The following is a 23,769-nucleotide window of genomic DNA, read 5'->3' on the forward strand; positions in this document are numbered from 1 at the left end:
ATGGTATGGTGTTAGCTGCAAAGAAACCGTTGAAATTCCATCTCCCTGGTGAATTGAATGCCTCGATGCCTCCAGAAGTAAGAGGGTTGAGACGGGATCATGTCAAAATGATGGTTCTCGATCAAGTCAATGGAGAAACAAGGTATGATCATTTTCATCATTTAGAAAACTATCTGGATAAAGGTGATTTACTTGTATTAAATATAAGCCGTACGCTTCCAGCTTCTTTCAAGGTGAAAATAAGAAGAGACTGCAGGATTGTCCAAGAAAATGTTGAAATCCGGCTTGCGCAAAGGAAGAGCAACTCGGTTTGGAAGGTTCTGATTGTGGATGCAAAGGTTCAAAAAAACGATGTCCTTGTTTTTTCCCCGAACCTGACTGCTTTCGTGCGATCGATCAATCGTAAAGAGCCGCTTGTGACGGTCTGTTTTTCATCAAGGGGAAATGAGCTCTACAATCAGTTGTATACGTTAGGAGAGCCGATTCGTTATGAATATATCCATCACGATTGGAGTCTCGAACATTATCAAACGGTTTACGGGACTGTTCCAGGGTCTGTTGAAATGGTTTCGGCAGGAAGGGCGTTCAGCTGGGAAATGCTGCTTCGTCTAAAGAAAAAAGGTGTAAAGGTGTCGACCGTTACCCTTCATACCGGGTTAAGCTATTTTACAAACGATCAGTGGCAAGTAGCTCCAGCTGATAGTCTTGAAGAATATGAGGTTCCAGGTGAAACTGTCCATGAAATCAATGAGACTAAACAATCAGGAGGAAAGGTGATTGCAGTGGGGACTACGGTCGTCCGTGCCCTTGAATCTGCTGTCGATCAGCAAGGTAACCCAGTTTCGAAAAAAGGATGGACGAACCTGCACATCCACGAAGACTATTCCTTGAACGTCGTGGACGGCCTCATCACCGGATTCCATGAACCAGAAGCAAGTCATCTTGATATGTTGTCAGCGTTCATCTCACCTCGTCTTTTGAAAAAGGCCTATCAGGAAGCGATTAGAGAAAAATACCTATGGCATGAATTCGGGGACATGAACTTTATCAGTGGGGGAGTTGCACAATGACATTCCACCATGTCGCGATTGAAACGAATCGCATGGAGCGAGCTGTCCGATTTTACGAAAAACTCGGGTTCAAGTATGAATCTGAAATCGAGCTGTTAGGTGAAAAAATCATCTTCTTGCAATTGAATGGATTTCGTCTGGAGCTGGTATTGGTCGATGAAAGCTTGAAGTTGACGTCGAACAAACACATTGCATTTGAAGTAGAAAATCTTGATGCTATGCTTGAGAAAAATCCGGAATTCACGTTGTACGAAGGACCATATTCATTTGAAAATGGGTGGAAATCGGCTTTCATATTGGGACCGAGCGGAGAAATCATCGAATTGCTTCAAACGAACTGAGATGGATGTGAAATTGCATCCATCTTTTGTTGATTTTATAAAATTAGTGAGCGGATTTGGAAGTATATTATCCAGAAGAATTTACCTGTAAGCAGGATATCATCATCTTTTCTCTAATTAACCAAATAGAGAGGGGGAGGGTTATGACAGTTGCGCGTGCACAGATCGTCCATGAAAAGTTGGAAGCTGCAGTCAACTTACTTGATTTACATAATGTAGACACATGGCTCATTTTAACGAGGGAAGGCTATGATCCAAGCCTGCCATTTGTGACGGATATACTACCGAAGGATAAAACTGCAATCTTCATCAATAAAAATGGATCACACCAGGCTATCGTTTCTAACGAAGATTATCAGGTTTTCCAACAGACGGAAGTCTTTTCAGACGTCATTACATATGACGGGCATATGGATGAGGTGTTCCTGAAAGTGTTCCATACACTTGATCCTCAAAAATTGGCGTTGAACATTTCGCTTTTTGATCATTTGTATGATGGACTCTCATTAGGCCTTTATCATTGGCTGGAGCAGTTGATCGGACCGGTGAAAATGCAGCAGATTGAAGTGTCGAGTGAACCACTCCTGCAACAATTGCGATGTGTCAAATCGGAAGCGGAAATTGAAGCAGTGAAAAAAGCGGTCGACCACACTACGGATATTTTTCAGGAAGCCTTCATGATAATGCGAGTGGGGATGACGGAAAAAGAAATAGGACAGCTGTTTGTTGATGGAATGAAATCAAGAGGTGTCACAAACGGGTTAGGGAAGCCTTATGATTTGCCGCTTGTGTGCATTGTACGGTGTGGACTTGCACATCGGAAACCAGGTGATCATACGGTCAAACCGGGGGACATTGTGATCGTCGATTTCAGTTTACGGTGTGAAGGCTATGTATCAGATATTGCGAGAACGTGCTATTTCTTGAAAGAAGGCGAAATTGAACCGCCGGAAGATGTGCAGAAAGCTTTTGCAGCTGCCCTTGAGGCGATTTCCAGATCAATCGATGCATTAAGACCAGGTACGAAAGGTTATGAGGTCGATGCAGTCGGCCGGGCGTGTATTGAGGAACATGGGTACCCGACCATCCGTCACTCAGTAGGACATCAGGTCGGTCGTGCGACACATGATGGGGGGACCATCCTTGGACCAAGAAGGACACCACCTCGTCCCCAGGTAGAAGGCGAGATCCAACTAGGGGAGATATATGCCATTGAACCGACCGTCATCCAGGATCATGGACTTCCCTGCATGCTGGTCGAAGAGAATGTCCTGGTAACTGATCATGGACCAGAAGTTTTGAGCAAGCGTCAGCTTCAAATCATCACGATCCCATATGAAGGGGTGAATTGAATGAGTCTTCAAAAAGAGAACTTGCAGAAATCAGTAGAGGTGTTAAATGAACAACAAATCGCTCTATGGCTCATTTTTACAAGTGAGGGGAGTGACCAATGTCTTCCGTTCGTAACAGGTGTTGAAACCGTGGGACCTGGAGCTTTTCTCATAACAAGGGATGATCGGAAGCTTGCAGTCTGCAGTACGATCGATGCCCAGGACATCGAAGAATGCGGTTTATTTGATGAGGTCAGGACGTACCAACAGGGTGATCTTGACGAAACTTTGAAAACAGTGGTCGAAGAAATTGCTCCTTCTAAAATAGCAATCAATTATTCTGAAAAATTTCCATTAGCCGATGGGCTTACAACTGGAAGGTTCAGATGGTTGAAGGAAATGCTTGAAGATGTCTATATCGGAGAGTACGTTTCTTCAGAAGTGATCTTAAGAAGAATATCAATTGAAAAACCTCCTGCTTTTAATGTGTGAATCATGTACGTTCTTGGAATGGAGAGAAAAGCTGAGGATTCAATTAGAGTCTTCAGCTTTTTTCAATGGACAGAACTCTCAATAGCATAAAAGTTTGTATGCTGAACTTGTAGTAGGGGAGGTGTTGTATTTTGCCAAAATGTGAGAACTGTAACACTACATTTAAGTGGAGTAAAATCTTGAGAGCAAATTTGTTTTATAGCCCTATTCCATGTAGCGAGTGTAATTCAGAACATAAGATTGCATTCCTTTCAAGGTTTATGATGACATCTTTGACTGTTTTACCAATTTTGATTTTTGGTTATTATTTGTCCCCTATTAACGGTTTACTCACTATGATAATAGGTTTATGCATCGCTATTCTTGGCTTTTTGATTGCACCCTATTTAGTAGAGTATAAGCAAATCAGGAATTAGGTTTTTTCATAAGAAATAATATTCTTTTATATCACTTAAAACTTTTTTGATATCTGATGTGTCTTATATTTAGAAGAAGAAAGAAGTAGGGGGGAAATCATGGGGGAGGAGCTTGTAAAAAGAGCGAAGCGCGGCGACGAAGACGCTTTTACAGAAATCATACATACTCATAAAAAACTGCTCTATCATGTCGCTTATAGATATTTCCATAATGAACATGATGCGCTTGAAGCCATTCAGGAAACGACCTTCAAAGCATACCGTTCCATAGGGAAACTTAAAGATCCTTCCTCAGCAAAAGCGTGGTTGCTGAGGATTCTGACAAACTATTGCCTGAATGAGGTCCGGAAAAAGAAGCGGCTGATCCATGACGAGTGGTTGATAGAATACGAAGAAGCACTTTCTGACGAATTTGATCTCAATGATCGCATTGTCTTAAAAGAAAAGATCATGAGTTTGAAGAAAAATCTTCAGAAGGTGATTTTTCTAAAATATTATCAAGGATTCACCACAAAAGAGATTGCACAAATTTTAGATCGACCAGAAAGTACGATAAAGACGTGGGTCTATAAAGCACTAAAACAATTACGAGTACAGTTGGAGAGAGAAGGTGCTGCTGATGGACGATAAACAAATACGTACACCTGAGTCGATTGACCATTACATTCACAAGGGAATCCAGAAAGGCAAACGGTTTAAACGGATCCAGAGAAGGTCGATTGTCAGCCTCGCAACTTCAATGGCACTGATTTTGTTGTTAATTACCAGCGTACGCATCTCACCAGCGTTTGCCGATACAATCAAGACATTACCCGGAATGCAAGTGATTGTCGAAATGATCCAGGGAGACAAAGGCTTGGAAGATGCAATTTCAAATGATTTCATTCATGAGGTGAATGAAAAAGAAACACATGAAGGAATTACTTTATCTGTGGATCGAATCATCGTTGATCAGGCAAGGATGATTCTTTTCTATTCTGTTGAAACCACTAGGGATCATGAATATTTGCGCTTGCACCGCATCAATATGCTGGACGGGAATGGAGAAGAAATACAAGCAGGCATAGAATACGGAGACCCGCATGAAAGCGAAAATCTACAGGAAAATAAGAAAATGAATGGTAAAATTGTTGCGACATATGCAGAAGATGTACAAGTTCCAGAAGTAGTCCAGTTGAAGTTAACATTACAAGATGCAGATTCTCCTTCCGCTATCCATACTGAAGCCAGGACTCTGGATTCGGAGTGGGATATCGAGATTCCAATCAAAAAAGAGTGGTATGCGGATACACGAGAAACCATTCAGATTATGGAAACAGTTGAGATGGAAAAACAGAAAATCCACTTCGAAAAAGCTGTAATCGATCCTACGCTGATTGCACTTCACATTAAATATGATGAAACGAATGAGATGCAGCTCTTCAGGTTTGATGATTTGAAGCTGATGGATGATACGGGCCAAGTGTGGGAGCCGATTCAGAACGGCATAATCAGTTCGGGTCAAGATGGCGACTTTACGCTGTACTTTCAGAGCAACTATTTCCGGAAGCCTGAGGAGCTTTATTTGTCCGGTAGTTCAATCAGGGCAATTGATAAGGATGAACAAGAGGTTGTTGTCGATCTTCAGGACGAAAAGTTGACCCAAGCGCCAAGCGACGGGAGGATCCAATTGGATCAAATCAATCGTGAAGGTATGGATGTTGAATTTGAGTTTTTGATTAGAATGTCTGAGGTAGATAAAGAAAACCATTTTTATGATATTCTTGAATATAAAACTCAAAATCAAAATAGAGGGGCATCAGGATTTTCTAACTCCCCTGAAGATCCAAAACTCCTAAGGTATTTTTTAAGCGTAAATAATTTAACGGATTCAAATAAAGTGGTTTTTAAAATCATTGATTATCCGTACCGTATCCAGGATCCGTTCAAAATAAAGATCAAATAGCAGCAGTATTTCTTATGGGGCGGTTCGGTTCCATCCGAGCAGTCCCATATTGCACTAAAAGAAAGTATAAAGATATTTTCTTCAACAAAGTACAACTAATGCTCAGCCATCACCAAAGGCTTGGCTGAGCCAAAGTTTACTTTAATACTATGTTGGCGAGATTATCAAAACAGGAAGGGACAAGGTAAAGTGGAACGAGTAGATGTAGCTTATTCACTCATATTTGATGAATAGAAGAAAAAAGTATTGATTGTACATAACACGAAGTATGACAATTGGACGTTGCCTGATGGTGCAGTAGAAGTTGGTGAAACATTGGAAGAGGCTGCAGTTCGGGAAGCAAGGGAAGAGACAGGATTGAAAATCGAAGTGGAGAATCTTGTGGCTGTTAATGAAGCTTTCATGACAAAGAATGGGCATCACGCTGTATTCTTCACATTTAACGCAAGAATCATCGAGGGTGAGATTTCAATTCAAGATACAGAGACCATTTCCGATGTAGAATGGATGGATATCCGCACAGCTAATGAATGGATGTCCTATCCTCCAAATGGGATTGAGCGTTTCCTGGAAAATTCCATCCCTTATGTATACCAAGGTAAAGTTTGATGGCACAGTGGACACCTCAAAGAAAAGTGTTTTAAAAAGTAGAATTACAGGAACAGATAATTGTAAAAGTATTATTAGTTTCTGAGAAAGCCACTGTAGAAATAATAAAGGAGGAGATCAGGATGAGTGACGTATTGTTTACATCACATGCGACAGCAAAAGGTGGAAGAAAAGGACATGTCAAATCAGATACAGGGCAAATCGACCATGACCTTGTAATGCCCACAGATGATACGGATAAGGAAGGGACAAACCCTGAAGAGTTATTCGCAGCCGGGTATTCAGCGTGTTTTGATGGCGCTCTGAATTTGATGGCTTCTAGAGAGAAAAAAGAAATCGACTCCACTGTGACAGCCGATGTCAGTTTTATGAAGGATTCTAGTGACAACGGTTTTAAGATTGGTGTTACCCTGAATGTTGAAGTGAATGGCGTCAGTCAAGAAGATGCCGAAGATCTAGTGAAGAAAGCACACGATTTTTGTCCATATTCAAAAGCGACCCGAGGTAATATTGACGTAAAACTCAATACGAAAGCTGTTTAGAAACTGAAAAATATACACTTCGTGAAACTGGCCTTTATGGCCAGTTTTTTTATTTCAATTAAAGGAAGTATAATAATACTTTCTTCAGTATCAGCGCAACTAGGGCTCAGCCTGCACCAAAGGTTTGACTTTGCCGTTTTCTTTAGTGGAGTCCTGTCATTCAATTTGGGAGAATTCTACAGTATTCGTTTTCATTCATCGGGCGAACACTTAAAAGAGCCAAAAAAGATGACTGCTTGATGCAGTCATCCTCCTATATGGGACATTTCCACTTTGGATTTTCTTTTCGTGTGTGCCGTTCTCTCCTCGGAATAGCGGTCTTTCCGATTTGTCCATATCCCTTTGATGATTTCCTTCATTTCTTCATTCGTAGCACCATTCCGCAAAGGACCGCGCAAGTCATGTCCTTTCGATGAGAAAAGGCAGGTGAAGAGCTTTCCTTCTGCAGAAAGTCTGGCTCGGTTGCAGGATGAACAGAAAGCATCTGTGACTGAGGAGATGATACCGATTTCGTCATCGGATCCTTGGTATCGGTACCTCGTCGCTACCTCACCTTGATAATTTGGTTCGATTGGTTCAAGCGGCATTTCTTCGTTGATTCGTTCTATGATCGCTTTTTTTGAGAAGACATCATCCATTTTCCAGCCATTCGAATTCCCGACATCCATATACTCGATAAACCGTATGATGATGCCTTGTTCACGGAAATACTTGGCCATCGGTACTATATCCTGGTCATTGACTCCTTTTTGGACGACCATATTCATCTTGATGCCTAGGCCTGCCTCTTTGGCAGCATCAATACCTTTTAAAACCGTATCCACTGAAACATCGCGTCCATTGATTTTCTTGAAACGTTCGTCATCCAGTGTGTCCAAGCTAATCGTTACACGATGCAGACCTGCAGCTTTCAATTGCTTCGCATACTTCGGCAAAAGAGAACCATTGGTCGTCATCGCGATGTCTTCAATATGATCAATGGAAGAAAGCATCTCGATCAAACCTGGCAAATCTTTCCTCATTAAGGGTTCGCCGCCTGTAATACGGATCTTTTTGATTCCCGAAGTGTCTTGGAACAATTGAGCTAGTCTTGTTATTTCTTCAAAGCTCAACAGCATATTCTTTTTTAAAAATTCGTAATCAGGACCGAATATGTCAGCAGGCATACAGTAATGACACCTGAAGTTGCAACGGTCAGTAACAGAAATCCGTATATCACGGAGTGGACGTTGTAGTTGGTCCAAAACGTTCATAGCGGGCTGTCACCTCCTAATGGATTGGTAATTCAAATAATCCGTTCTGGGTGTGTATAAACATTCATCTTATTTCCTCTTATGAAACCAGCCGTTGTTATATTCAAGTCTTCAGCAGCTTGGAGGGCAAGTTCAGTTGGTGCGGATTTTGAGAGTAGGATGCCAACTCCGATTTTTGCAGCCTTCATAAGAATTTCAGAAGAAATCCGTCCACTGAAAACAAGGATTTTATCTTGTACTTTGATCTTATTCATTAAGCAATGTCCGTAAAGTTTATCAAGGGCATTGTGTCTGCCGATATCTGTACGTGAAACGATGATTCCCTCTTGTGTACATATGGCAGCATTGTGGACGCCACCTGTTTCGTGAAACGTACCGCTTGATAATTGAAGCTCATTCATCAGGTTGATACCTTGCTTAAATGTTATCTTTTCTTTTGACATTGATGACTTTGCGGTTCTCACATCATTTTGGAAGTAAAAGGATTGTCTACTTTTACCGCAACAGGATCCGATGAAACGTTTCGTATGATCGTGAATCGAAGGAGTGATTTCTGAAGTGGTTTCAATATAGGCAAATCCTTTATCTTCATCCAAAGAGATGGAAGTGACATCACGTTCAAAAATACGGATGATTCCTTCTGATGCAAGAAAACCGATCACCATTTCTTCAAGATGAGTTGGTGTACATACCATTGTAGCAAATTCATTGCCATTCACCCTAATGGTAAGCGGATATTCTGTAGCAACGATATCTTCTTTTTCTGTCACTTTACCATCCTGGTAGGCTTTGATTTTGCGCCTTGTTTTCATGATCTCCTCCATCGTATCCCTCGCTCCATAGTTCAATGGTTTCTTCCATCATTATATCTCATTTCCATGTTTTATGTGGTTGAGGTGTTTGAAAAAGGAGCTGGAAATGACTATATTGGGAAAACTCTTCTCAAATTCAATCGATTTTTGAAGTTAAAAAAGCGGAATTTTCCCAATAACGGAAAAGAGAATCCCATGTTATACTGAAGTAGACAATCCCCTTAATACTCTGACACCGCCCATACCTTTTTTGGTGCAAGCACTCGTTGCTTGCACTCTTTTTTTGGTGCGTTTTCCTTTCGAAAATCAAAATATTTGTTATGAATGCGCTTACATGATACTATTTTACAAAATCATCACAGAAATTTTTACCAACAAGAAAGGTCATCAAGAGTTGCTTCACAAATTTTAGAATGTGAGGGGAGATAATGTGTCAGATAAGGTGAAAAATCGTTGGTTAATTGCTTTATGTGGTGTAGGTATCCATTTATCGATCGGTTCGGTTTACTCCTGGAGTGTGTTTACGAAACCTTTGATGAATCAATTCGACTGGAGTTTGAGCATGGTTTCCTGGACGTTCAGTATTGCGATTCTGTTTCTAGGCCTTGCAGCGGCGTTCATGGGTCATTTTGTAGAAAAGCATGGCCCCAGGAAATCAGGTATCATCTCAGCGCTTTTTTTTGGACTTGGACTTTTGGGATCAGGACTCGCGATCAACTTTGAATCTCTTATTCTCCTTTATATTAGCTACGGCGTATTTGGTGGAATCGGACTAGGGATTGGGTATATCGCGCCTGTCTCTACATTGGTGAAATGGTTTCCAGATAGGAGAGGTCTTGCAACAGGACTTGCGATCATGGGCTTTGGTTTTGCTTCACTGATTGCCAGTCCAGTGATCAATTCATTAATCCACCTCGTAGGAATAGCAGGAACCTTTTATACACTAGGTATCGTGTATTTGGCAATCATGCTTTTATCCTCCTCGTATCTTTCGCCACCTCCTGAAGGATGGAAGCCTGAAGGTTTTGAGGAAACGATGGACAAGCGGAAAAATAAAACACAGGACCTTTCACAGCTTACTGCGAATGAATCTCTTAAAACAAGACGGTTTTGGTTCTTATGGCTAATGTTATTCATCAATGTTACTTGCGGGATTGCAATAATATCTGTTGCATCTCCAATGGCTCAGGAGATTGCTGGTTTAAGTGCGGCAGCTGCAGCTACGATGGTCGGAATCATGGGTCTTTTCAACGGTTTGGGTAGGATTGGCTGGGCTTCTTTATCAGATTACATCGGCCGGCCGAATGTGTATACAACATTCTTCCTGATCCAGATTGTTCTATTTCTCCTATTACCAGTGACAACAGCAGCTTTATTATTCCAGGTTTCAATATTTGTGATATTGACGTGTTATGGCGGAGGCTTCGCTTCAATCCCAGCTTATATAGGGGATTTGTTTGGCACGAAACAGCTAGGAGCGATCCATGGATATATTCTAACTGCCTGGGCTGCAGCTGGACTAGCAGGACCGGTTATTGTTTCTTGGCTGCGTGAAGTTACAAAAAGTTATACACTGACCCTTTATATTTTTGCTGGAGCATTTATAGTAGCACTTCTCGTGTCGATCCTTATACGTTCTGATATCAAGAAACTGAAAAAAGAAAATAAAGATAGATTAGCGAGTTAGCAGTCAAGTTTCATGTCCCTAATACAAAATGACTATAAACCCGAATATTCTGACGTTGTTTTTTGTGGGTAGGAAAGTTGGGAAAATTTTTGTTGTCAGCCATCGATTTTTCTGGTGTAAATCCAATTGTTTTCCCAATAACAAACGCTTTAGTACCGTGTTATACTAAAGTAGACAATCCCCTTAAAACTCTGACACCGCCCATACCTTTTTGGTGCAAGCTCTCGTAGCTTGCACTCTTTTTTTGCCTTCTCATGAGTTCTTCGCTGCGGGGTCTCGCCTGGCTCGCTGGTCCGCAAGAGTGTCGGGAACTTCACTTGAAACCAACAAATTCGTTAGAACATAAAAGATAAATTGAACATTCCACTGCCATAAGCTTTCAGCACCCTTTTTTACACCATTCCATTAACAACAAACACCTTTCAAAAAAAGATTGTTGAAAAAATCTTAAAATAGTACTGACAGTCGAAAACTATAATAGAAATGTCAACGCGGATTGAATACATATGAACATTTTTTCGGTAAATGAATCATCATATAGTTTATATCCATCAATCTGGGGGTAAATTGTTATTGTTTATAGATACCAGCAGATTATGGATTCAACGAGGATCGGCTCATCTCATAAAAGAGCGGCTCTAAAATTTTCACACCACCTGAGCTGTGTCTTTTGAATGTGTCGATCCAATCCATGATTAAAACTTTGAGTTTTTAAGTTTCTTAAAAATGTAAAGGAGCGGCGGCGATGAATGTTTTTTCAATTGATGCACTAGAAAATCGACATGTTATTGTGACTGGTGCAAGTGGAGGGATTGGGAGCGAAACAGCCAAAGCTGTGGTGAAGATGGGTGGAAAAGTAACAATCACCGCAAGAGATGCAAAGAAGTTGGACCTGTTGAAACAAGAGCTTACAGAATATACACCACAGGACAATATCAATTTACATATAGCCGACTTGACGAGTGAAAATGAACAAACTCATCTTGTAGATAAGGCGGTTGAAAAGCTAGGTCCAGTGTATGCATTGGTGAATTGTGCAGGAATAACTGGTGGCGGAATTGTTGATGATACGTCAAAGGAAGAGTTGGAATTCATCATGGATCTGAATTATACATCAGCAGTCATGTTGACCAAACTCGTCTATCAAAGTATGAAACAGCAGAAACGTGGGGCCATCATCAATGTTTCGTCTTTATCAGGTTTAAGAGGAACCTATGGGAATACGGCCTATGCTGGGTCAAAATTCGCGCTGATCGGATTCACGCATTCTTTCGCGTTTGAAGCGATCGAATACGGAGTAAGAGTCAATGCTGTCTGTCCAGGTTATGTGAACACGCCTATGGGCATAAAAGCAATTGAAAAGAGGGCAGTGCGTAACGGAATCACTTTTGAGGAACAATTGAAAAGTATCGAAAATGAATATCCGTCAGGAAAATTGACCCAACCTGAGGAAGTTGCCAATACGATTGCATACTTGCTTACCGATGCAGCACCTAACATTATCGGGGAATCGGTTAAAATTTCTGGTGGAAGTGTCATGCGTTAGAAAAAGCAAAAGGGACTAACCTGGTCGGATAGTCCCTTATTTGTTCCACTTGAAGAAAGTATAAAAATACTTTGTTCAGTATAAGCGCAACTAAAGATCAGCCTGCGCTAACGGCCTGGCAAAGCCCGAGTTTTTCTTTATCCTGACAAGCTATGCTCTTACAGCTTCTTTCAACTGTTTACCAGGCTTGAATGCTGGAGTACGTGTTGCAGGAATTTGAATGACTTGACCTGTCTGTGGGTTACGTCCTTTTCTTGCTTGGCGTTCACGGACTTCAAAACTACCAAACCCGATCAGCTGGACGTTTTCTCCGTTTGTAAGTCTTTGAGTAATCGCATCAATAACTGCATTGACAGCTGTAGTAGAATGTTTTTTGGATAATCCTGTTTGTTCAGCAACCTGTTGAATCAAATCACGTTTGTTCATTTTTTATTCCTCCTTGGATATTGTTCAGTAGAACATTATGTATCTACCATTCTTACCGGTTTTGATTTTTATATACATCCATACTCTAAAAAATCAAAAAATATCCAGGACGGTAAAAATGCGGGTTGTTTGTGGTAATTGAATGGCTGTCGTGAAAATCAATATTAGATACAAAAAATAAAGGAAGGCTGACCCGCTAAAAGGCCTTCCTTCCTGTAAATGAGTTTATGATAGTTCCGGTAATATTCGCACTTCCGGTTTCATTGGTGAACTACAGAGTGGACAAGCTGGTTCAGAATCAAACGTCAACCCATCTCTCATCCATCCAGAACAATTATCGTTTGTACAGCTCCAAACTTTCGTTTCCACTTCAGGGATTGGTTCTTGTTGATTCTTTGAGAAAAATGCCATTGCTTCCACCCTCTTTATCTTAGTATCTCTATTATAACCAATTTTACAAAATAATATAGTTCAGAAGTTCAAGGTTAGGGTGAAAAAGGTAATGAAATGTGTAAGAACATACATATTAATTAACATCAGGGGGCGAAAATAATGGAATTATCGAATAAAGTTACAGTGTCGTTCACTCAGCTCATGAGTGATATCCAACAGTTTCTTGAACACAACCGGAAGTACTTTGAATTTTATCGTGTCAGGGCTTGGATTTGGAGTGCTTTTGTTCCATTCATTCTTTTTGTTCCGACTTACTTATTGCTTGCAGCATTTGATCAGTTCAATTTCTCCTCCATCGTACAGTTTTTCTTAAGTCTTTTTCTATTCATCACCTGGATTGTGACGCCAGGAATGTTTTTATATATCAATAAAGACCGTCATATCATCTCAAAAATATGGTTATGGACATGGCTTGGTTTGAATCTAGCTTTCATCATTATTTGGATCATTGTTTTCACATGATTGATTGGAATATCAGAAGGGTGGCGCTTTTACAGGCCATCCTTTTTTGTATTTAAAGAAAGTATAAATACTTTCTTCAATATAAGGGCAACTAAGGCTCAACCTGCGACTAAGCTTAGCTTTGCCTGGTTTTCTTTATTTTGTAAAAGAGTTTGCTCCAGACAGATCGATTGCCTGTCTCAAAAATGCGCTGATTGGGGCAGGAGGAGACGCCAGAAACGAGAAGCTGTCCCGAAAAGGCGCTAATTCGGACAGGAAAATGAAACCCTGTCCGAAACGGGGTCAACTTCAGACAGGAGAAGAGGAAAAAGCAAAACCCTGTCTGAACCTGGACCATCTCCGAACAGGAGCAGACTCCGACTGCAGGAAAGACTCCATTTTTCTGAAATCTCAGTCTTGAGACGGAGACGAATACGTTCCCTGGATTGTTCTAGCTTTCTTGCAATCGAGGTATTCTTATATTAACAGTAAAAAAGAAGGGGAATGGCAACATTTGTCTAACTTTAAAAGATGACCCTTCATAAAAGATAAAGGTGTGTGGTCAGATGAAATTGAGGTCTGGAGGACAATTTGTAGTAGCTGTAATTTTTGTGCTTATCGGATCCATGTTGCTTCTTGTCAACCTGGGTATGATTTCCATGGAAATAGATGAAGCGTTTGTTTTCTTGTATCCTTTTGTAATATTGTTGCTTGGTTTGAAGTGGTTATTGGAGGCGATGTTTACAAAAGGACGTCGGGGAAGTTGGTTCATGGGCTTGTTTTTGTCGGTCATTGGTGGTTTGTTGGTCGGTGATCGTTTAGGAGTCATGGAGTTCCGGTTTGAACAAATCCTTAACTTATGGCCGTTATTATTGGTGTACATCGGAATCCGGATGCTTTGGGGAAGAGGGCCGAAAATAACAATTGATCGTAAAAAGAAACATTCGAAAAGTAACTTTGTCACAGATGTTTCGATGAAGGATGATAATTGGCATGTAGAAGATATGGATGAATGGAACGGTGTGGCTGACTTTGATTTCGATTACACACGGGCATTCATTCCAGATAAAGAAACGACTATCCAATTAGGAGGATGGGTAGGAGATATTAAAATCCTGATTCCAGAGGATGTCGAGTTTTGTGTTACATCCAACACTAAGGTCGGAGATATCAAAATCGGCAATTATAAAAAGGACGGTCTGTTGAAAGAGGCGAAGTATAAAACTGAAGGTTATGATGAAGCAACTAGGAAACTGACATTTGATTTCAAGTTTCAAGTTTTGGATTTGAAAATAAACCGGGTCTAGGGAGAGGATGTAATGAGTGAGAATCATAATGGAGTCAGAAGACTCTTTTACAGAACACATTTATTGAATGCAGTTTACACGACTGTGCTGATCTTCTTCCTATTTCAGATCCTCTACTATTTGAACCCCGCGGCTGATCGAATTGTGATCAGTCTCGTGGTTTCTATTGCTGTTTTTGTCGTATCATTCATCTTAGGGATCTACTTCAGCATTCGGAAAGGGCAAAGTTTGATCAATCGACTGAATGAAATTTCAGTAGGAATCACCAAATTATCACGCGGAAATTATGACTATCGAATCAGTGATGGTGAAGAAGATGAAGTCGGTGTCATCTCTGCAGAAATAAACCAGCTATCTGAAAAGATCCAAAAGCAAGTCCAATCTTTACAAAAACTTGCGAATGAAAAAGCTGAATACGCTGAAAAAGTACATACGGCAGCAACCATCGAGGAAAGGCAACGGTTGGCTAGGGATCTGCATGATGCCGTCAGTCAACAGTTATTTGCTCTGAATATGATGTCATCAGCTGCATTGAAGTTGTTTGAAACCCATCCTGAACGAGCTAAATCTCAGATCGAACAAGTGGTAGTGATGGCGAACAAAGCACAGGGTGAGATGAGAGCGTTGCTTTTACATTTACGGCCAATTGATCTCTCAGGTGAGAAATTGCATAGCGGTATCCGGGATCTGCTAAAGGAGCTTCAACAAAAATCCGGGATTGAAATCCAGTCGGAAATAAATGAAATCCCTGAATTGTCGCGTGGAATTGAAGACCATTTGTTCAGATTGATGCAAGAAGGACTTGCGAATGCCTTGAGACACTCTCAGGCAACAAAAATCACCATCAAACTTGATAGCAACCAGAAACATATCCGTATACATCTAAGGGATAACGGGGTCGGCTTCGACTTGAAGCAAAAGAAAAAGACATCTTATGGTTTGAAAACGATGCAAGAACGTTGTGATGAGATTGGCGGAATCTTTTCCATCACATCTGCGAAAGGTCAAGGAACTGCAATCGATGTTAAAGTTCCAATTGAAAAAGGGGATGAGAGCGTTGGAAAATCAGATCAAGCTTTTTCTGGTAGATGATCACGAAATGGTAAGAAGGGGATTAAGCTCGTATTTGATGACTGATCCATCCTTTGAAATCATTGGTGAAGCATCAAGTGGTAGTGAAGCCGTACAAAAACTGAAAGGACTGGACCCGGATGTCGTGCTGATGGACTTGATCATGGAAAATGGAAATGGAATCGAGGCAACGAAAGAAGTAGTCAAGATCCTTCCAGATTGTAAAATCATCATTCTCACAAGCTTTTATGATGATGAGCAAGTATTTCCAGCTATAGAAGCAGGGGCGTTCAGTTATGTACTTAAAACAGCTTCCGCTGATGAAATATCAGATACGATCAAAAAAGCCTATGCAGGTGAATCCGTGATCGAGTCCAAAGTGGCGCAAAAAATGATGAACAGGTTCAGGGCGAAAAAAGCATTGCCACATCACGAACTGACGAAGAGAGAACTTGAAGTGCTGGCTTTGATCGGTGAAGGGAAAACAAATCAAGAAATCGGCGATGTATTATTCATCGGAATCAAAACTGTCAAGACTCATGTGAGTAACATTTTAAGTAAATTGGACGTCTCAGATCGTACACAAGCGGCAATTTATGCAAATCGAAATAATCTCTCCAGTTAAATGGGGGAAACCGATCCTTAACTTGGATCGGTTATTTGTACTTGAAGAAAGTATAAAGTACTTTCTTCAGTATAAGACCAACTAAGGCTCAGCCTACGCTAAAGGCTTGGCTTTGCCAAGTTTTCTTCAAATTCTCTTATAATTCCTCTAAGTTAGCTACGTTCACTGTCATTTCGTTGTCCGGATTCTCTCGAGTGTAGACGCGGGCTGTATTGCCAGTTTCATCGACTTGTTGGATCCACACCGGGTTTCCGCGATAATGTACTGTGATTTCATTTGGTGATTCTAATATTTGTTTTGCTCTTCCTGCGTTCATAGTCTTTTCATCTCCTTTTACATTTAAAGAAAGTATAAATACTTTCTTCAATATAAGTACAACTAAGACTCAGCCTGCGGTATGGCTTGGCTTAGCCAAGTTTTCTTAATGTAACTTTTCCTAGTTTTGATCAATTGTATTGTTTTATTCATATTTATAAGCCGCAACCTCGTTCTAGCATTTATTTAGTATGATAAGATGAAAAAAAATAGATCAGGTAAAAGGTAGATGAATAGGATGGATGATCGTTACTCAAGACATACCCGGTTTTCGAAAATCGGCCGATCGGGACAAGAAAAAATTAGAAAGAAACATGTTCTCTTGATCGGTGCTGGAGCACTTGGAGCTAGCTGTGCCGAAATGCTGGTCCGGGCTGGCATAGGAACACTGACGATTGTAGATCGGGATTATGTTGAATGGAGCAATCTTCAAAGGCAACAGTTATATACAGAAGCTGATGCTGAAAATCAATTGCCGAAAGCTGTGGCTGCGAAAAAACGCCTCTCTGAAATGAATCGGGATGTTGTAATCCATGAACGGATAGAAGAGACGAACACTGCGACAATAGAAGAACAAATAGAGGATGCAGATTTGATCATCGATGCCACCGATAATTTCGAAACACGGATGCTTATCAATGATGCGGCTCAAAAGTGGCGGATTCCATGGATTTATGGAGCGTGTACAGGAAGCTATGGGTTGACGTATACGATTGTTCCGGGTGAAACACCATGCTTGGCTTGCCTTTTAGGTAAAATTCCATCAGGTGGTGATACGTGTGATACGGCTGGTATCATATCACCTGCTGTACAAATGGTGACAGCCCATCAGGTCGCAGAAGCCTTCAAAATAGTTGTCGAGGATTTTGGAGCACTTCGAAAAAACGTTGTCTATTTTGATTTATGGCATAACCAGCATACATCGTTAAAGGTCGAGCGTCTGAAAAACCCCCATTGCTTGAGCTGTGGTCCAGAAGCTGACTACCCCTATCTCGATGAGCGATTGAGTTCGAAAACAGCGGTTTTATGTGGAAGGGACACCGTGCAAATCCGACCGTTACCTGGAGTTTCGATTGATCGCAATAGGCTGGAAAGCAAATTGTCTCAACTGACGTCAAAAATCAGAAGCAATCAGTACTTATTACAAGTAGAAATCGAAGACACCAGGCTGGTCATTTTCAAAGATAGCCGGGTCTTGATTCATGGAACAAAAGATATTAACAAAGCAAAAGCGTTATACAATCGATATATAACTGGATAGGTCACCATGAAAAACGTCTTAACAAGGCGTTTTTTTAATGGAAAAGTATACTACCAAAGTATTACAGGTTGGGAAAATTGCGCGAGGATCTATTGGAATTTGTCACACTTATATCTGTTGTTTTCCCAATACAACAACCCCCGTAATTATGATAATCTTAATTTATTGATTGAAAATTCAAAAAACGACAGGAGGTGTCATTTTTGGTAATAGTTGTTGCTAATAATTTTAATTTAAAGTTTTTACAACAACTATAGTTTTTGCAATCAATACATACATCCAGAGGTTCCACAGAGAAGTTTTCATTAGAAATTAAGGGAGAGATGGATAATGAAACGTATATTGTCAATTATGGCGACGGCTGTTTTGATGGTATCGATCTTTACGTCAGGGGTATTTGCAGCCGGACAAGAAGAAAACCAATCAAATGAAAAGTTGAGAGTTTTGATTTCATCCACAAATGAGAACGCCTTGAGATCTGCTGGAGAAAACTACGGTAAACGATGGGATTTCGCTGAAAAAGGTTTCACGACGAATGTGACTGAAAAACAATACGAGGCTTTGAAAAAGAACAAGAACCTTGAGGTCTCACTTGTCAACAAAGTCTATTTAGATAAAGTAAGCCAAAGTGCAACCCGGACTGCTACACCTTCCGATCAGACGCCATGGGGAATGGAAGCGATGTATAATGACTCCAACCTAACTGCGACAAGTGGCGGAAGTGGTGTCCGTGTAGCCGTATTGGATACAGGTACTTATACTGATCACGTCGATCTGGTTGAAAACGTAGAACAGTGTAAAGACTTCAGTTCTAATCGTTCTCCGATTTTAGATGGACAATGTGATGATAAAAACGGTCATGGTACGCATGTTGCCGGAACCGTATTAGCAAATGGAGGGGCTGATGGCCAAGGTGTTTACGGTGTGGCTCCAGAATCCAAGCTTTGGGCATATAAAGTGTTAGGAAATAGCGGATTCGGTTATTCAGATGACATTGCAAATGCAATCAAGCATGCTGCTGACCAAGGAAATAGTCTTGGTGTGAATGTCGTCATTTCCATGTCACTAGGATCCAGCTCAAAGGATGCTCTTATATCGGATGCGGTAACTTATGCGATGAATAATGGCGCATTGGTTATTGCTGCTGCAGGAAATGATGGGCCGAATCCTGATACGATCGGTTACCCTGGTGGGCTTGCTGACGCTGTTGCAGTTGCGGCTCTTGAAGATGTACAAGAAAATGGGACGTACCGTGTAGCTGATTTTTCATCTCGTGGAAATCTTGATACAGATGGAGATTATGTCATCCAAGAAAGAGATGTAGAAGTTTCTGCCCCAGGTAGAGCAATCGAATCAACATGGAAGGATGGCGCTTATAATACGATCAGCGGAACTTCCATGGCAACACCTCACGTTTCTGGTTTAGCGGCGAAAATCTGGGCAGAGAACCCATCATTATCGAATTCAGATCTTAGAACTGAACTTCAAAACCGGGCAAAAGCAAATGACATCCTTGGTGGACAATATGCTGGCAGCGGTGATGACATCGCTTCTGGATTCGGTTTCCCGACAGTTCAATAACTGACTGCATTCACAAGGAACTGGCCTTTAAAAGGTCAGTTTCTTTTTTGGGCTCTTTTATAAAAGATTGTTCAGTATAAGCGCACTAAGGCTACCTTACGCTAAAGGTTGGGTTTGCCCAAGTTTTCTTTCAAGTTTTCTTTATTGAACTATTTTACATAAATTACGTCTTTATCTATGAAGTGTTATAGAAAATTGGGGGGAAATGAATGATTGAAGTCAAGGGACTCAGCCATCAGTTCAAGATTGGAAAGAAAGGCAAAGAAACGGTGATCCCTGTACTGGAAGGTATCAATCTGAAAGTTAACGCCGGTGAGATCGTGACCATTGTCGGTCGAAGCGGTTCAGGTAAATCGACTTTGCTTAATTTAATAAGTGGCTATATTCAACCAACTGAAGGTGAAATTTTTATCGATAATCAAAAGGTCACTGATTTTAACGAAAGTAAATGGGCAGATTTCCGTTTGAATAATCTTGGTTTCATTTTTCAGAGCTATCAATTGATTCCAAGCATGACAGCTTTCGAAAATGTGGAGTTGGCACTAACATTAAAAGGAATCAAGGAGAAAGAACGAAAAGCACAAACCGAAAAGATGTTCAAAAAGGTAGGATTGGAAAAGTTCATGGACCATTATCCAAGTGAACTTTCCGGTGGTCAGCAGCAACGGGTAAGTATCGCGAGAGCACTGATTTTAAATCCGCCGATCATTCTCGCTGATGAGCCGACAGGAAGCTTGGACAGCGAAACTGAAGACGATCTGTTGGATTTTATCAAGAGGCTTAACCATGAATTGGGCATCACTTTCTTAATCATCACTCATGATGATAAGGTCGCTCAAATTGGGGATCGCGTCATAGAAATCGTCGATGGCGCTCTAGATGAGGAGGCTTATGCATCATGAGGTTCAAAGATCAATTTCAATTCGTACGTAAAAATATGAAGAAGAACAAAACACGTATATTCATGACAGTTCTTGCTACTGCCATGGGTTGTGCGTTCTTGATCGTCCTGGCCTCAGTCGGTTTTGGTCTGCAAAAATCAATTGTTGAGGAAATTACACAAGATCGGTTGATGACTGAAATCCAGGTCCATGGAAAAGAAACGAATGGAGAAGAAGGAATTAATGGAATTACGATGGAGGACATCAACTATTTCGAATCCGTGGATCATGTAAAAACAGTAACAAGAAGACAGCAGGTTGAACAACAAGGTGATTTCCGACTAGGAGAATATCGTACAGATGGTACACCTGTTGTAGTGGATTATCCATCAGAAACAAAGGCGGGATTTGAACTTTCAGAGGGTAGATTGCCTGAATCAGACGAGGAAGTGGTGATTGGATATGATTTTGCGAACAGTTTAGCAAAGTGGAATGGGGAAGAGCCTCCTCCGCTTAATGAAGATGGAACCGTAAAAGAAGGCAGCGCATATGATGGTGAACTTATAGGTGAAACTTTGGACATGAAGGTCATGAAATATGAAGATGGAGAAGAAAAAAGCAAAATCATCCAACTTAAGGTCGTTGGCGTAGGAAAAAAGCCGACAAGAGAATGGATGCGGGATCAGAACGTGTTCATATCGGAAAAAGTTTTAGCAGATATCGAAGCGTTCACAGGTACGCCAAATGGAATGCTTGTTACTCCTGACATACCTGAAGAACATAGACCTTCATTAGAAAACAGGGAAGAAAGAGTCTATAACCAGGTGGCTATCTTTGCTGACGATACTGAAAATGTCAAAGCGATTTCAGAAGAACTGAAAAAGAAGAACTATTTCACTTATTCAGTGGTCAATGAAATGGAACAAATCAATTTGGTCTTCTTGATTGTAAAGAGCGGATTGATATTCATCGGAACAATTGCGATACTCATTGCCTCGATCGGTATTTACAATACGATGACGATGGCTGTCACAGAAAGGGCGCCTGATATTGGCATCATGAAGGCGATTGGTGCTAATCCTTCGACGATCAAGCGGATCTTTTTGATTGAAAGCAGTTATATCGGACTTCTTGGAGCCTTTTTCGGAACGATTGTCGCCTATATGATCACATTTGCGGTCAATTGGGCATTGCCGATAATATTGAGTAATGCGTTTGGTGAACCGATTCCAGGTGATTTCAAATTTTCATATATCCCATGGACGCTTCCATTGATCTGTGTGTGCATCTGTCTGATCGTGACGATTATCTCTGGACACAGACCAGCTAAACGTGCAACAAAAGTCGACGTGTTGAAAGCGATGAGGAGAGAAGTGTGAGTGAAGAAGTTATTTAGAGGGAATTCTTATTAAAAAGAACTAAAAGTCTGGATTCAGTCATTTAGAGGACACCAGAGCCCTTATCTACACGAACTCGTCATGGTTAACAAAAATAGAGGACACCAGAGCTCTTATCTGCATAAAAACAGTTGAATCGAATGGCTTTTTGATGAATTAGCGGAACAGATGTCCTCTAATTTTCAAAAACCACCATTTTCAGCGCAAATAGCGGAACAGCTGTCCTCTAAATTTGGTTTGTTGATAAAAGGGGCAGTCCAATGGACAAGCCCCTTTCTTCGCTATTTCCTTTTCTCTACTACTCCGATAGTACACCGGGATATGCAGATCAATTCTTCATTTTCATCTGTCACTTTGATTTCCCAGACCATCGTGGTTCTGCCTTTATGGACGGGGAGCGCTGTACCGGTGACAACACCATCCTGCTTGCTTTTGATAGGATTGGCATTAATTTCAATGCCGAAAACATGATGCGTTTCCAGATCGACATTCAGTGCTCCACCGATGCTGGCGGCGGTTTCTGCAAGCGCAACAGATGCACCGCCATGTAAAAATCCCATTGGTTGCTTCGTCCGTTCATCGACGGGCATCGTAATTTTCACACAATCCTTCGTTGCCTCGATTACTTCCATTCCTAATGCCTTTACAAGTGTTTTAGATAAGTCCATACAGCACCCCTTTAAGGACGGCTACCAATAAGAAAAGTGTCAGACACCTCTAACATTACATTTTGCGTCATCATTACGATTTTTCCAAAAATGTCGTTATATGCGGAGGTGATCAGACACTTATAGGTCAGCCAGGTTGAATTTAAAATTGGAGGAGATAGCTCACGATCAGACCGACAGTCAATGCAAAGCCGAAAACTGTGTTCGTTTGTGCTGTTGCAATCATTCCGGGCATCATTTTTGATGGTTCGCGATGCCCATGGAACAGCTTGACGGCATTGATTGCCTTCGGAATACTGACAAGGACGATCAACAGCCAGAAAGAAGCTTGTCCGATAAAAATCATCGTCAGGATCCAGGCGAATGAAAAAGCGAACATCCCACCAAGGAATTGGACTGCTCTTTTATGCCCAAGTAAAATTGCCAATGTCTTTCTTCCTTTTTCCTTATCTCCTTCTAAATCACGGATATTATTCGCCATCAGGATTGCACCAATCAAAATGGAGATAGGGACGGAAATCAGCATGCTATTCGTAGTGATAAATCCAGTCTGAATATAAAATGAGATCAGGATGATGACAAATCCCATGAAAAACCCTGCAACCACTTCACCAAGCGGTGTATAAGCGATCGGGTATGGACCTCCTGTATAGAAATAACCTGCAGCCATTGATACCGATCCGATGACGGCGATCCACCACGAGGTTGTTGCACTGATATAAACTCCAAGCAAAATGGCAAGAAGGAAGAATGCAAGTCCAACATTCAGGACTGTCTTTGGTGAAATGCCATCACGGACGATACCACCACCGATTCCCACAGACTCTGATGTATCGAGACCACGTTTAAAATCATAAAATTCGTTGAATAGATTAGTAGCGGCCTGAATCAACATCGATGCAACAAGCATTGCAATTAGCAGCAACCAGTTTAATGTTGTGTAGAAATTAGCAAGAGCCGCCCCGATAAATACAGGAATGAATGACGCAGTCAGTGTATGTGGCCGGAGCTGTCGATACCAGATCTTCCACTTGGATTCGATGATTTCAGGCATTTCTTTTTGGTTGGATGGGTCTGTAAAGTATTGTTCCATAATGATCGTTCACCTTTATCTTTAAGAACGCTGAATAGCGGTTCTAACCGTATTTTTAATCATTTTAAGTGTATGCAATGACAGTATGGGTGTCAACAACAATAGCTGGAAACAGTTGTGAATTGCGTACAATGGAAAAACAAGCCTTTTTCCTATATAATAGTATCGGAATGTCAACAGGCTAAATAAAATCATTTTTTATAAGA

Annotated in this window: 26 protein-coding genes; 19 read left to right on the top strand and 7 right to left on the bottom strand. The window is 41.0% G+C overall.

The window, feature by feature from the left end; genetic code table 11:
* Window positions 1–5 precede the first annotated feature (5 nt).
* The 9 genes from N8M93_RS07260 (at window position 6) to N8M93_RS07295 (ending at window position 6,746) form a co-directional block, all read left to right on the top strand.
* Window positions 6–1,070 (top strand): S-adenosylmethionine:tRNA ribosyltransferase-isomerase, encoded by a 1,065-nt coding sequence (locus N8M93_RS07260; RefSeq protein ID WP_261130620.1) that lies wholly within the window; start codon window positions 6–8, stop codon window positions 1,068–1,070.
* Window positions 1,067–1,411 (top strand): VOC family protein, encoded by a 345-nt coding sequence (locus tag N8M93_RS07265; protein ID WP_261130621.1) that lies wholly within the window; start codon window positions 1,067–1,069, stop codon window positions 1,409–1,411. Before N8M93_RS07260 ends, N8M93_RS07265 begins: the two co-directional genes overlap by 4 nt.
* 143 nt (window positions 1,412–1,554) lie before the next feature.
* On the top strand, window positions 1,555–2,763 hold the full coding sequence (locus N8M93_RS07270) for a Xaa-Pro peptidase family protein (protein WP_261130624.1): 1,209 nt from the start codon (window positions 1,555–1,557) through the stop codon (window positions 2,761–2,763).
* Window positions 2,764–3,234 carry a hypothetical protein gene (locus tag N8M93_RS07275; protein ID WP_261130625.1) on the top strand — a complete coding sequence of 157 codons (471 nt, stop codon included), beginning with the start codon at window positions 2,764–2,766 and terminating at the stop codon, window positions 3,232–3,234.
* Between the two features lie 131 nt (window positions 3,235–3,365).
* Complete coding sequence (locus tag N8M93_RS22865; protein WP_396125422.1) at window positions 3,366–3,650, top strand: TIGR04104 family putative zinc finger protein; 285 nt, start codon at window positions 3,366–3,368, stop codon at window positions 3,648–3,650.
* A gap of 99 nt (window positions 3,651–3,749) precedes the next feature.
* Window positions 3,750–4,280, top strand: coding sequence for a sigma-70 family RNA polymerase sigma factor (locus N8M93_RS07280; protein WP_261130626.1), 531 nt, complete (start codon window positions 3,750–3,752; stop codon window positions 4,278–4,280).
* Window positions 4,270–5,595: a DUF4179 domain-containing protein gene (locus tag N8M93_RS07285; protein ID WP_261130627.1), complete on the top strand. Its 1,326-nt coding sequence runs from the start codon at window positions 4,270–4,272 to the stop codon at window positions 5,593–5,595. The genes N8M93_RS07280 and N8M93_RS07285 overlap by 11 nt, the downstream gene beginning before the upstream one ends.
* A 246-nt stretch (window positions 5,596–5,841) precedes the next feature.
* The gene (locus tag N8M93_RS07290; protein WP_261130628.1) at window positions 5,842–6,204 is read left to right on the top strand and encodes an NUDIX hydrolase; all 363 of its coding nucleotides are present in this window, start codon (window positions 5,842–5,844) and stop codon (window positions 6,202–6,204) included.
* Window positions 6,205–6,326: 122 nt separating this feature from the next.
* Window positions 6,327–6,746: an organic hydroperoxide resistance protein gene (locus N8M93_RS07295; RefSeq protein ID WP_261130629.1), complete on the top strand. Its 420-nt coding sequence runs from the start codon at window positions 6,327–6,329 to the stop codon at window positions 6,744–6,746.
* Between the two features lie 245 nt (window positions 6,747–6,991).
* On the opposite strand, the gene moaA is transcribed toward N8M93_RS07295, so the two are convergent.
* On the bottom strand, window positions 6,992–7,999 hold the full coding sequence (moaA, locus tag N8M93_RS07300; RefSeq protein ID WP_261130630.1) for a GTP 3',8-cyclase MoaA: 1,008 nt from the start codon (window positions 7,997–7,999) through the stop codon (window positions 6,992–6,994).
* 32 nt (window positions 8,000–8,031) lie between these two features.
* A complete protein-coding gene (gene fdhD / locus N8M93_RS07305; protein ID WP_261130777.1) occupies window positions 8,032–8,823 on the bottom strand; it encodes a formate dehydrogenase accessory sulfurtransferase FdhD in 792 nt (263 codons plus the stop codon).
* Between the two features lie 418 nt (window positions 8,824–9,241).
* On the opposite strand from fdhD, the gene N8M93_RS07310 reads away from it, so the two are divergent.
* The gene (locus N8M93_RS07310; protein WP_261130631.1) at window positions 9,242–10,498 is read left to right on the top strand and encodes an OFA family MFS transporter; all 1,257 of its coding nucleotides are present in this window, start codon (window positions 9,242–9,244) and stop codon (window positions 10,496–10,498) included.
* Window positions 10,499–11,243: 745 nt separating this feature from the next.
* A complete protein-coding gene (locus N8M93_RS07315) occupies window positions 11,244–12,044 on the top strand; it encodes an SDR family NAD(P)-dependent oxidoreductase (RefSeq protein ID WP_261130632.1) in 801 nt (266 codons plus the stop codon).
* Window positions 12,045–12,194: 150 nt separating this feature from the next.
* On the opposite strand, the gene N8M93_RS07320 is transcribed toward N8M93_RS07315, so the two are convergent.
* Together N8M93_RS07320 and N8M93_RS07325 are read right to left on the bottom strand one after the other, a co-directional pair.
* On the bottom strand, window positions 12,195–12,470 hold the full coding sequence (locus tag N8M93_RS07320; protein WP_221566520.1) for an HU family DNA-binding protein: 276 nt from the start codon (window positions 12,468–12,470) through the stop codon (window positions 12,195–12,197).
* 225 nt (window positions 12,471–12,695) lie between these two features.
* On the bottom strand, window positions 12,696–12,881 hold the full coding sequence (locus N8M93_RS07325) for a cold-shock protein (protein ID WP_261130634.1): 186 nt from the start codon (window positions 12,879–12,881) through the stop codon (window positions 12,696–12,698).
* Window positions 12,882–13,022: 141 nt separating this feature from the next.
* Here N8M93_RS07325 and N8M93_RS07330 point away from each other — a divergent pair, with 141 nt between their 5' ends.
* From N8M93_RS07330 to N8M93_RS07345, 4 genes are all read left to right on the top strand, one after another.
* Window positions 13,023–13,385, top strand: a complete 363-nt coding sequence (locus N8M93_RS07330) for a hypothetical protein (protein ID WP_261130636.1) — start codon at window positions 13,023–13,025, stop codon at window positions 13,383–13,385.
* A gap of 545 nt (window positions 13,386–13,930) precedes the next feature.
* Window positions 13,931–14,671, top strand: a complete 741-nt coding sequence (gene liaF / locus N8M93_RS07335) for a cell wall-active antibiotics response protein LiaF (protein ID WP_261130637.1) — start codon at window positions 13,931–13,933, stop codon at window positions 14,669–14,671.
* 12 nt (window positions 14,672–14,683) lie between these two features.
* Window positions 14,684–15,763: a sensor histidine kinase gene (locus N8M93_RS07340; protein ID WP_261130638.1), complete on the top strand. Its 1,080-nt coding sequence runs from the start codon at window positions 14,684–14,686 to the stop codon at window positions 15,761–15,763.
* Window positions 15,764–15,770: 7 nt separating this feature from the next.
* Entirely contained in the window at window positions 15,771–16,367 is a 597-nt protein-coding gene (locus tag N8M93_RS07345) for a response regulator transcription factor (protein ID WP_261130779.1), read from the top strand.
* A gap of 136 nt (window positions 16,368–16,503) precedes the next feature.
* Here N8M93_RS07345 and N8M93_RS07350 read toward each other — a convergent pair whose 3' ends face one another.
* On the bottom strand, window positions 16,504–16,683 hold the full coding sequence (locus N8M93_RS07350) for an H-type small acid-soluble spore protein (protein WP_261130639.1): 180 nt from the start codon (window positions 16,681–16,683) through the stop codon (window positions 16,504–16,506).
* 237 nt (window positions 16,684–16,920) lie between these two features.
* Between N8M93_RS07350 and N8M93_RS07355 the strand changes: the two genes are divergently transcribed.
* The 4 genes from N8M93_RS07355 (at window position 16,921) to N8M93_RS07370 (ending at window position 21,784) form a co-directional block, all read left to right on the top strand.
* Entirely contained in the window at window positions 16,921–17,943 is a 1,023-nt protein-coding gene (locus tag N8M93_RS07355; protein ID WP_261130640.1) for a MoeB/ThiF family adenylyltransferase, read from the top strand.
* Between the two features lie 330 nt (window positions 17,944–18,273).
* Window positions 18,274–19,524: a S8 family serine peptidase gene (locus N8M93_RS07360; RefSeq protein WP_261130641.1), complete on the top strand. Its 1,251-nt coding sequence runs from the start codon at window positions 18,274–18,276 to the stop codon at window positions 19,522–19,524.
* Window positions 19,525–19,733: 209 nt separating this feature from the next.
* Window positions 19,734–20,426, top strand: coding sequence for an ABC transporter ATP-binding protein (locus N8M93_RS07365; RefSeq protein WP_261130642.1), 693 nt, complete (start codon window positions 19,734–19,736; stop codon window positions 20,424–20,426).
* On the top strand, window positions 20,423–21,784 hold the full coding sequence (locus N8M93_RS07370; protein WP_261130643.1) for an ABC transporter permease: 1,362 nt from the start codon (window positions 20,423–20,425) through the stop codon (window positions 21,782–21,784). Before N8M93_RS07365 ends, N8M93_RS07370 begins: the two co-directional genes overlap by 4 nt.
* Before the next feature lie 299 nt (window positions 21,785–22,083).
* On the opposite strand, the gene N8M93_RS07375 is transcribed toward N8M93_RS07370, so the two are convergent.
* Together N8M93_RS07375 and N8M93_RS07380 are read right to left on the bottom strand one after the other, a co-directional pair.
* Complete coding sequence (locus N8M93_RS07375; protein WP_261130644.1) at window positions 22,084–22,470, bottom strand: hotdog fold thioesterase; 387 nt, start codon at window positions 22,468–22,470, stop codon at window positions 22,084–22,086.
* Window positions 22,471–22,612: 142 nt separating this feature from the next.
* Window positions 22,613–23,524: a 1,4-dihydroxy-2-naphthoate polyprenyltransferase gene (locus N8M93_RS07380; RefSeq protein WP_261130780.1), complete on the bottom strand. Its 912-nt coding sequence runs from the start codon at window positions 23,522–23,524 to the stop codon at window positions 22,613–22,615.
* Between the last annotated feature and the right edge of the window lie 245 nt (window positions 23,525–23,769).

The sequence above is a fragment of the Bacillus sp. Marseille-Q3570 genome (assembly GCF_946151055.1).
GTDB lineage: Bacteria > Bacillota > Bacilli > Bacillales > Fictibacillaceae > Pseudalkalibacillus.

Coding starts and splice junctions, on each gene's coding strand:
- N8M93_RS07355 (WP_261130640.1), top strand. CDS start 16,921: ATGGATGATCGTTACTCAAGACATACCCGGTTTTCGAAAATCGGCCGA.
- fdhD (WP_261130777.1), bottom strand. CDS start 8,823: ATGGAGGAGATCATGAAAACAAGGCGCAAAATCAAAGCCTACCAGGAT.
- moaA (WP_261130630.1), bottom strand. CDS start 7,999: ATGAACGTTTTGGACCAACTACAACGTCCACTCCGTGATATACGGATT.
- N8M93_RS07330 (WP_261130636.1), top strand. CDS start 13,023: ATGGAATTATCGAATAAAGTTACAGTGTCGTTCACTCAGCTCATGAGT.
- N8M93_RS07340 (WP_261130638.1), top strand. CDS start 14,684: ATGAGTGAGAATCATAATGGAGTCAGAAGACTCTTTTACAGAACACAT.
- N8M93_RS07315 (WP_261130632.1), top strand. CDS start 11,244: ATGAATGTTTTTTCAATTGATGCACTAGAAAATCGACATGTTATTGTG.
- N8M93_RS07260 (WP_261130620.1), top strand. CDS start 6: ATGGTGTTAGCTGCAAAGAAACCGTTGAAATTCCATCTCCCTGGTGAA.
- N8M93_RS07285 (WP_261130627.1), top strand. CDS start 4,270: ATGGACGATAAACAAATACGTACACCTGAGTCGATTGACCATTACATT.
- N8M93_RS07265 (WP_261130621.1), top strand. CDS start 1,067: ATGACATTCCACCATGTCGCGATTGAAACGAATCGCATGGAGCGAGCT.
- N8M93_RS07270 (WP_261130624.1), top strand. CDS start 1,555: ATGACAGTTGCGCGTGCACAGATCGTCCATGAAAAGTTGGAAGCTGCA.
- N8M93_RS07345 (WP_261130779.1), top strand. CDS start 15,771: ATGGTAAGAAGGGGATTAAGCTCGTATTTGATGACTGATCCATCCTTT.
- N8M93_RS07275 (WP_261130625.1), top strand. CDS start 2,764: ATGAGTCTTCAAAAAGAGAACTTGCAGAAATCAGTAGAGGTGTTAAAT.
- N8M93_RS07365 (WP_261130642.1), top strand. CDS start 19,734: ATGATTGAAGTCAAGGGACTCAGCCATCAGTTCAAGATTGGAAAGAAA.
- liaF (WP_261130637.1), top strand. CDS start 13,931: ATGAAATTGAGGTCTGGAGGACAATTTGTAGTAGCTGTAATTTTTGTG.
- N8M93_RS07350 (WP_261130639.1), bottom strand. CDS start 16,683: ATGAACGCAGGAAGAGCAAAACAAATATTAGAATCACCAAATGAAATC.
- N8M93_RS07360 (WP_261130641.1), top strand. CDS start 18,274: ATGAAACGTATATTGTCAATTATGGCGACGGCTGTTTTGATGGTATCG.
- N8M93_RS07325 (WP_261130634.1), bottom strand. CDS start 12,881: ATGGCATTTTTCTCAAAGAATCAACAAGAACCAATCCCTGAAGTGGAA.
- N8M93_RS07375 (WP_261130644.1), bottom strand. CDS start 22,470: ATGGACTTATCTAAAACACTTGTAAAGGCATTAGGAATGGAAGTAATC.
- N8M93_RS07320 (WP_221566520.1), bottom strand. CDS start 12,470: ATGAACAAACGTGATTTGATTCAACAGGTTGCTGAACAAACAGGATTA.
- N8M93_RS07370 (WP_261130643.1), top strand. CDS start 20,423: ATGAGGTTCAAAGATCAATTTCAATTCGTACGTAAAAATATGAAGAAG.
- N8M93_RS07380 (WP_261130780.1), bottom strand. CDS start 23,524: ATGCCTGAAATCATCGAATCCAAGTGGAAGATCTGGTATCGACAGCTC.
- N8M93_RS07295 (WP_261130629.1), top strand. CDS start 6,327: ATGAGTGACGTATTGTTTACATCACATGCGACAGCAAAAGGTGGAAGA.
- N8M93_RS07280 (WP_261130626.1), top strand. CDS start 3,750: ATGGGGGAGGAGCTTGTAAAAAGAGCGAAGCGCGGCGACGAAGACGCT.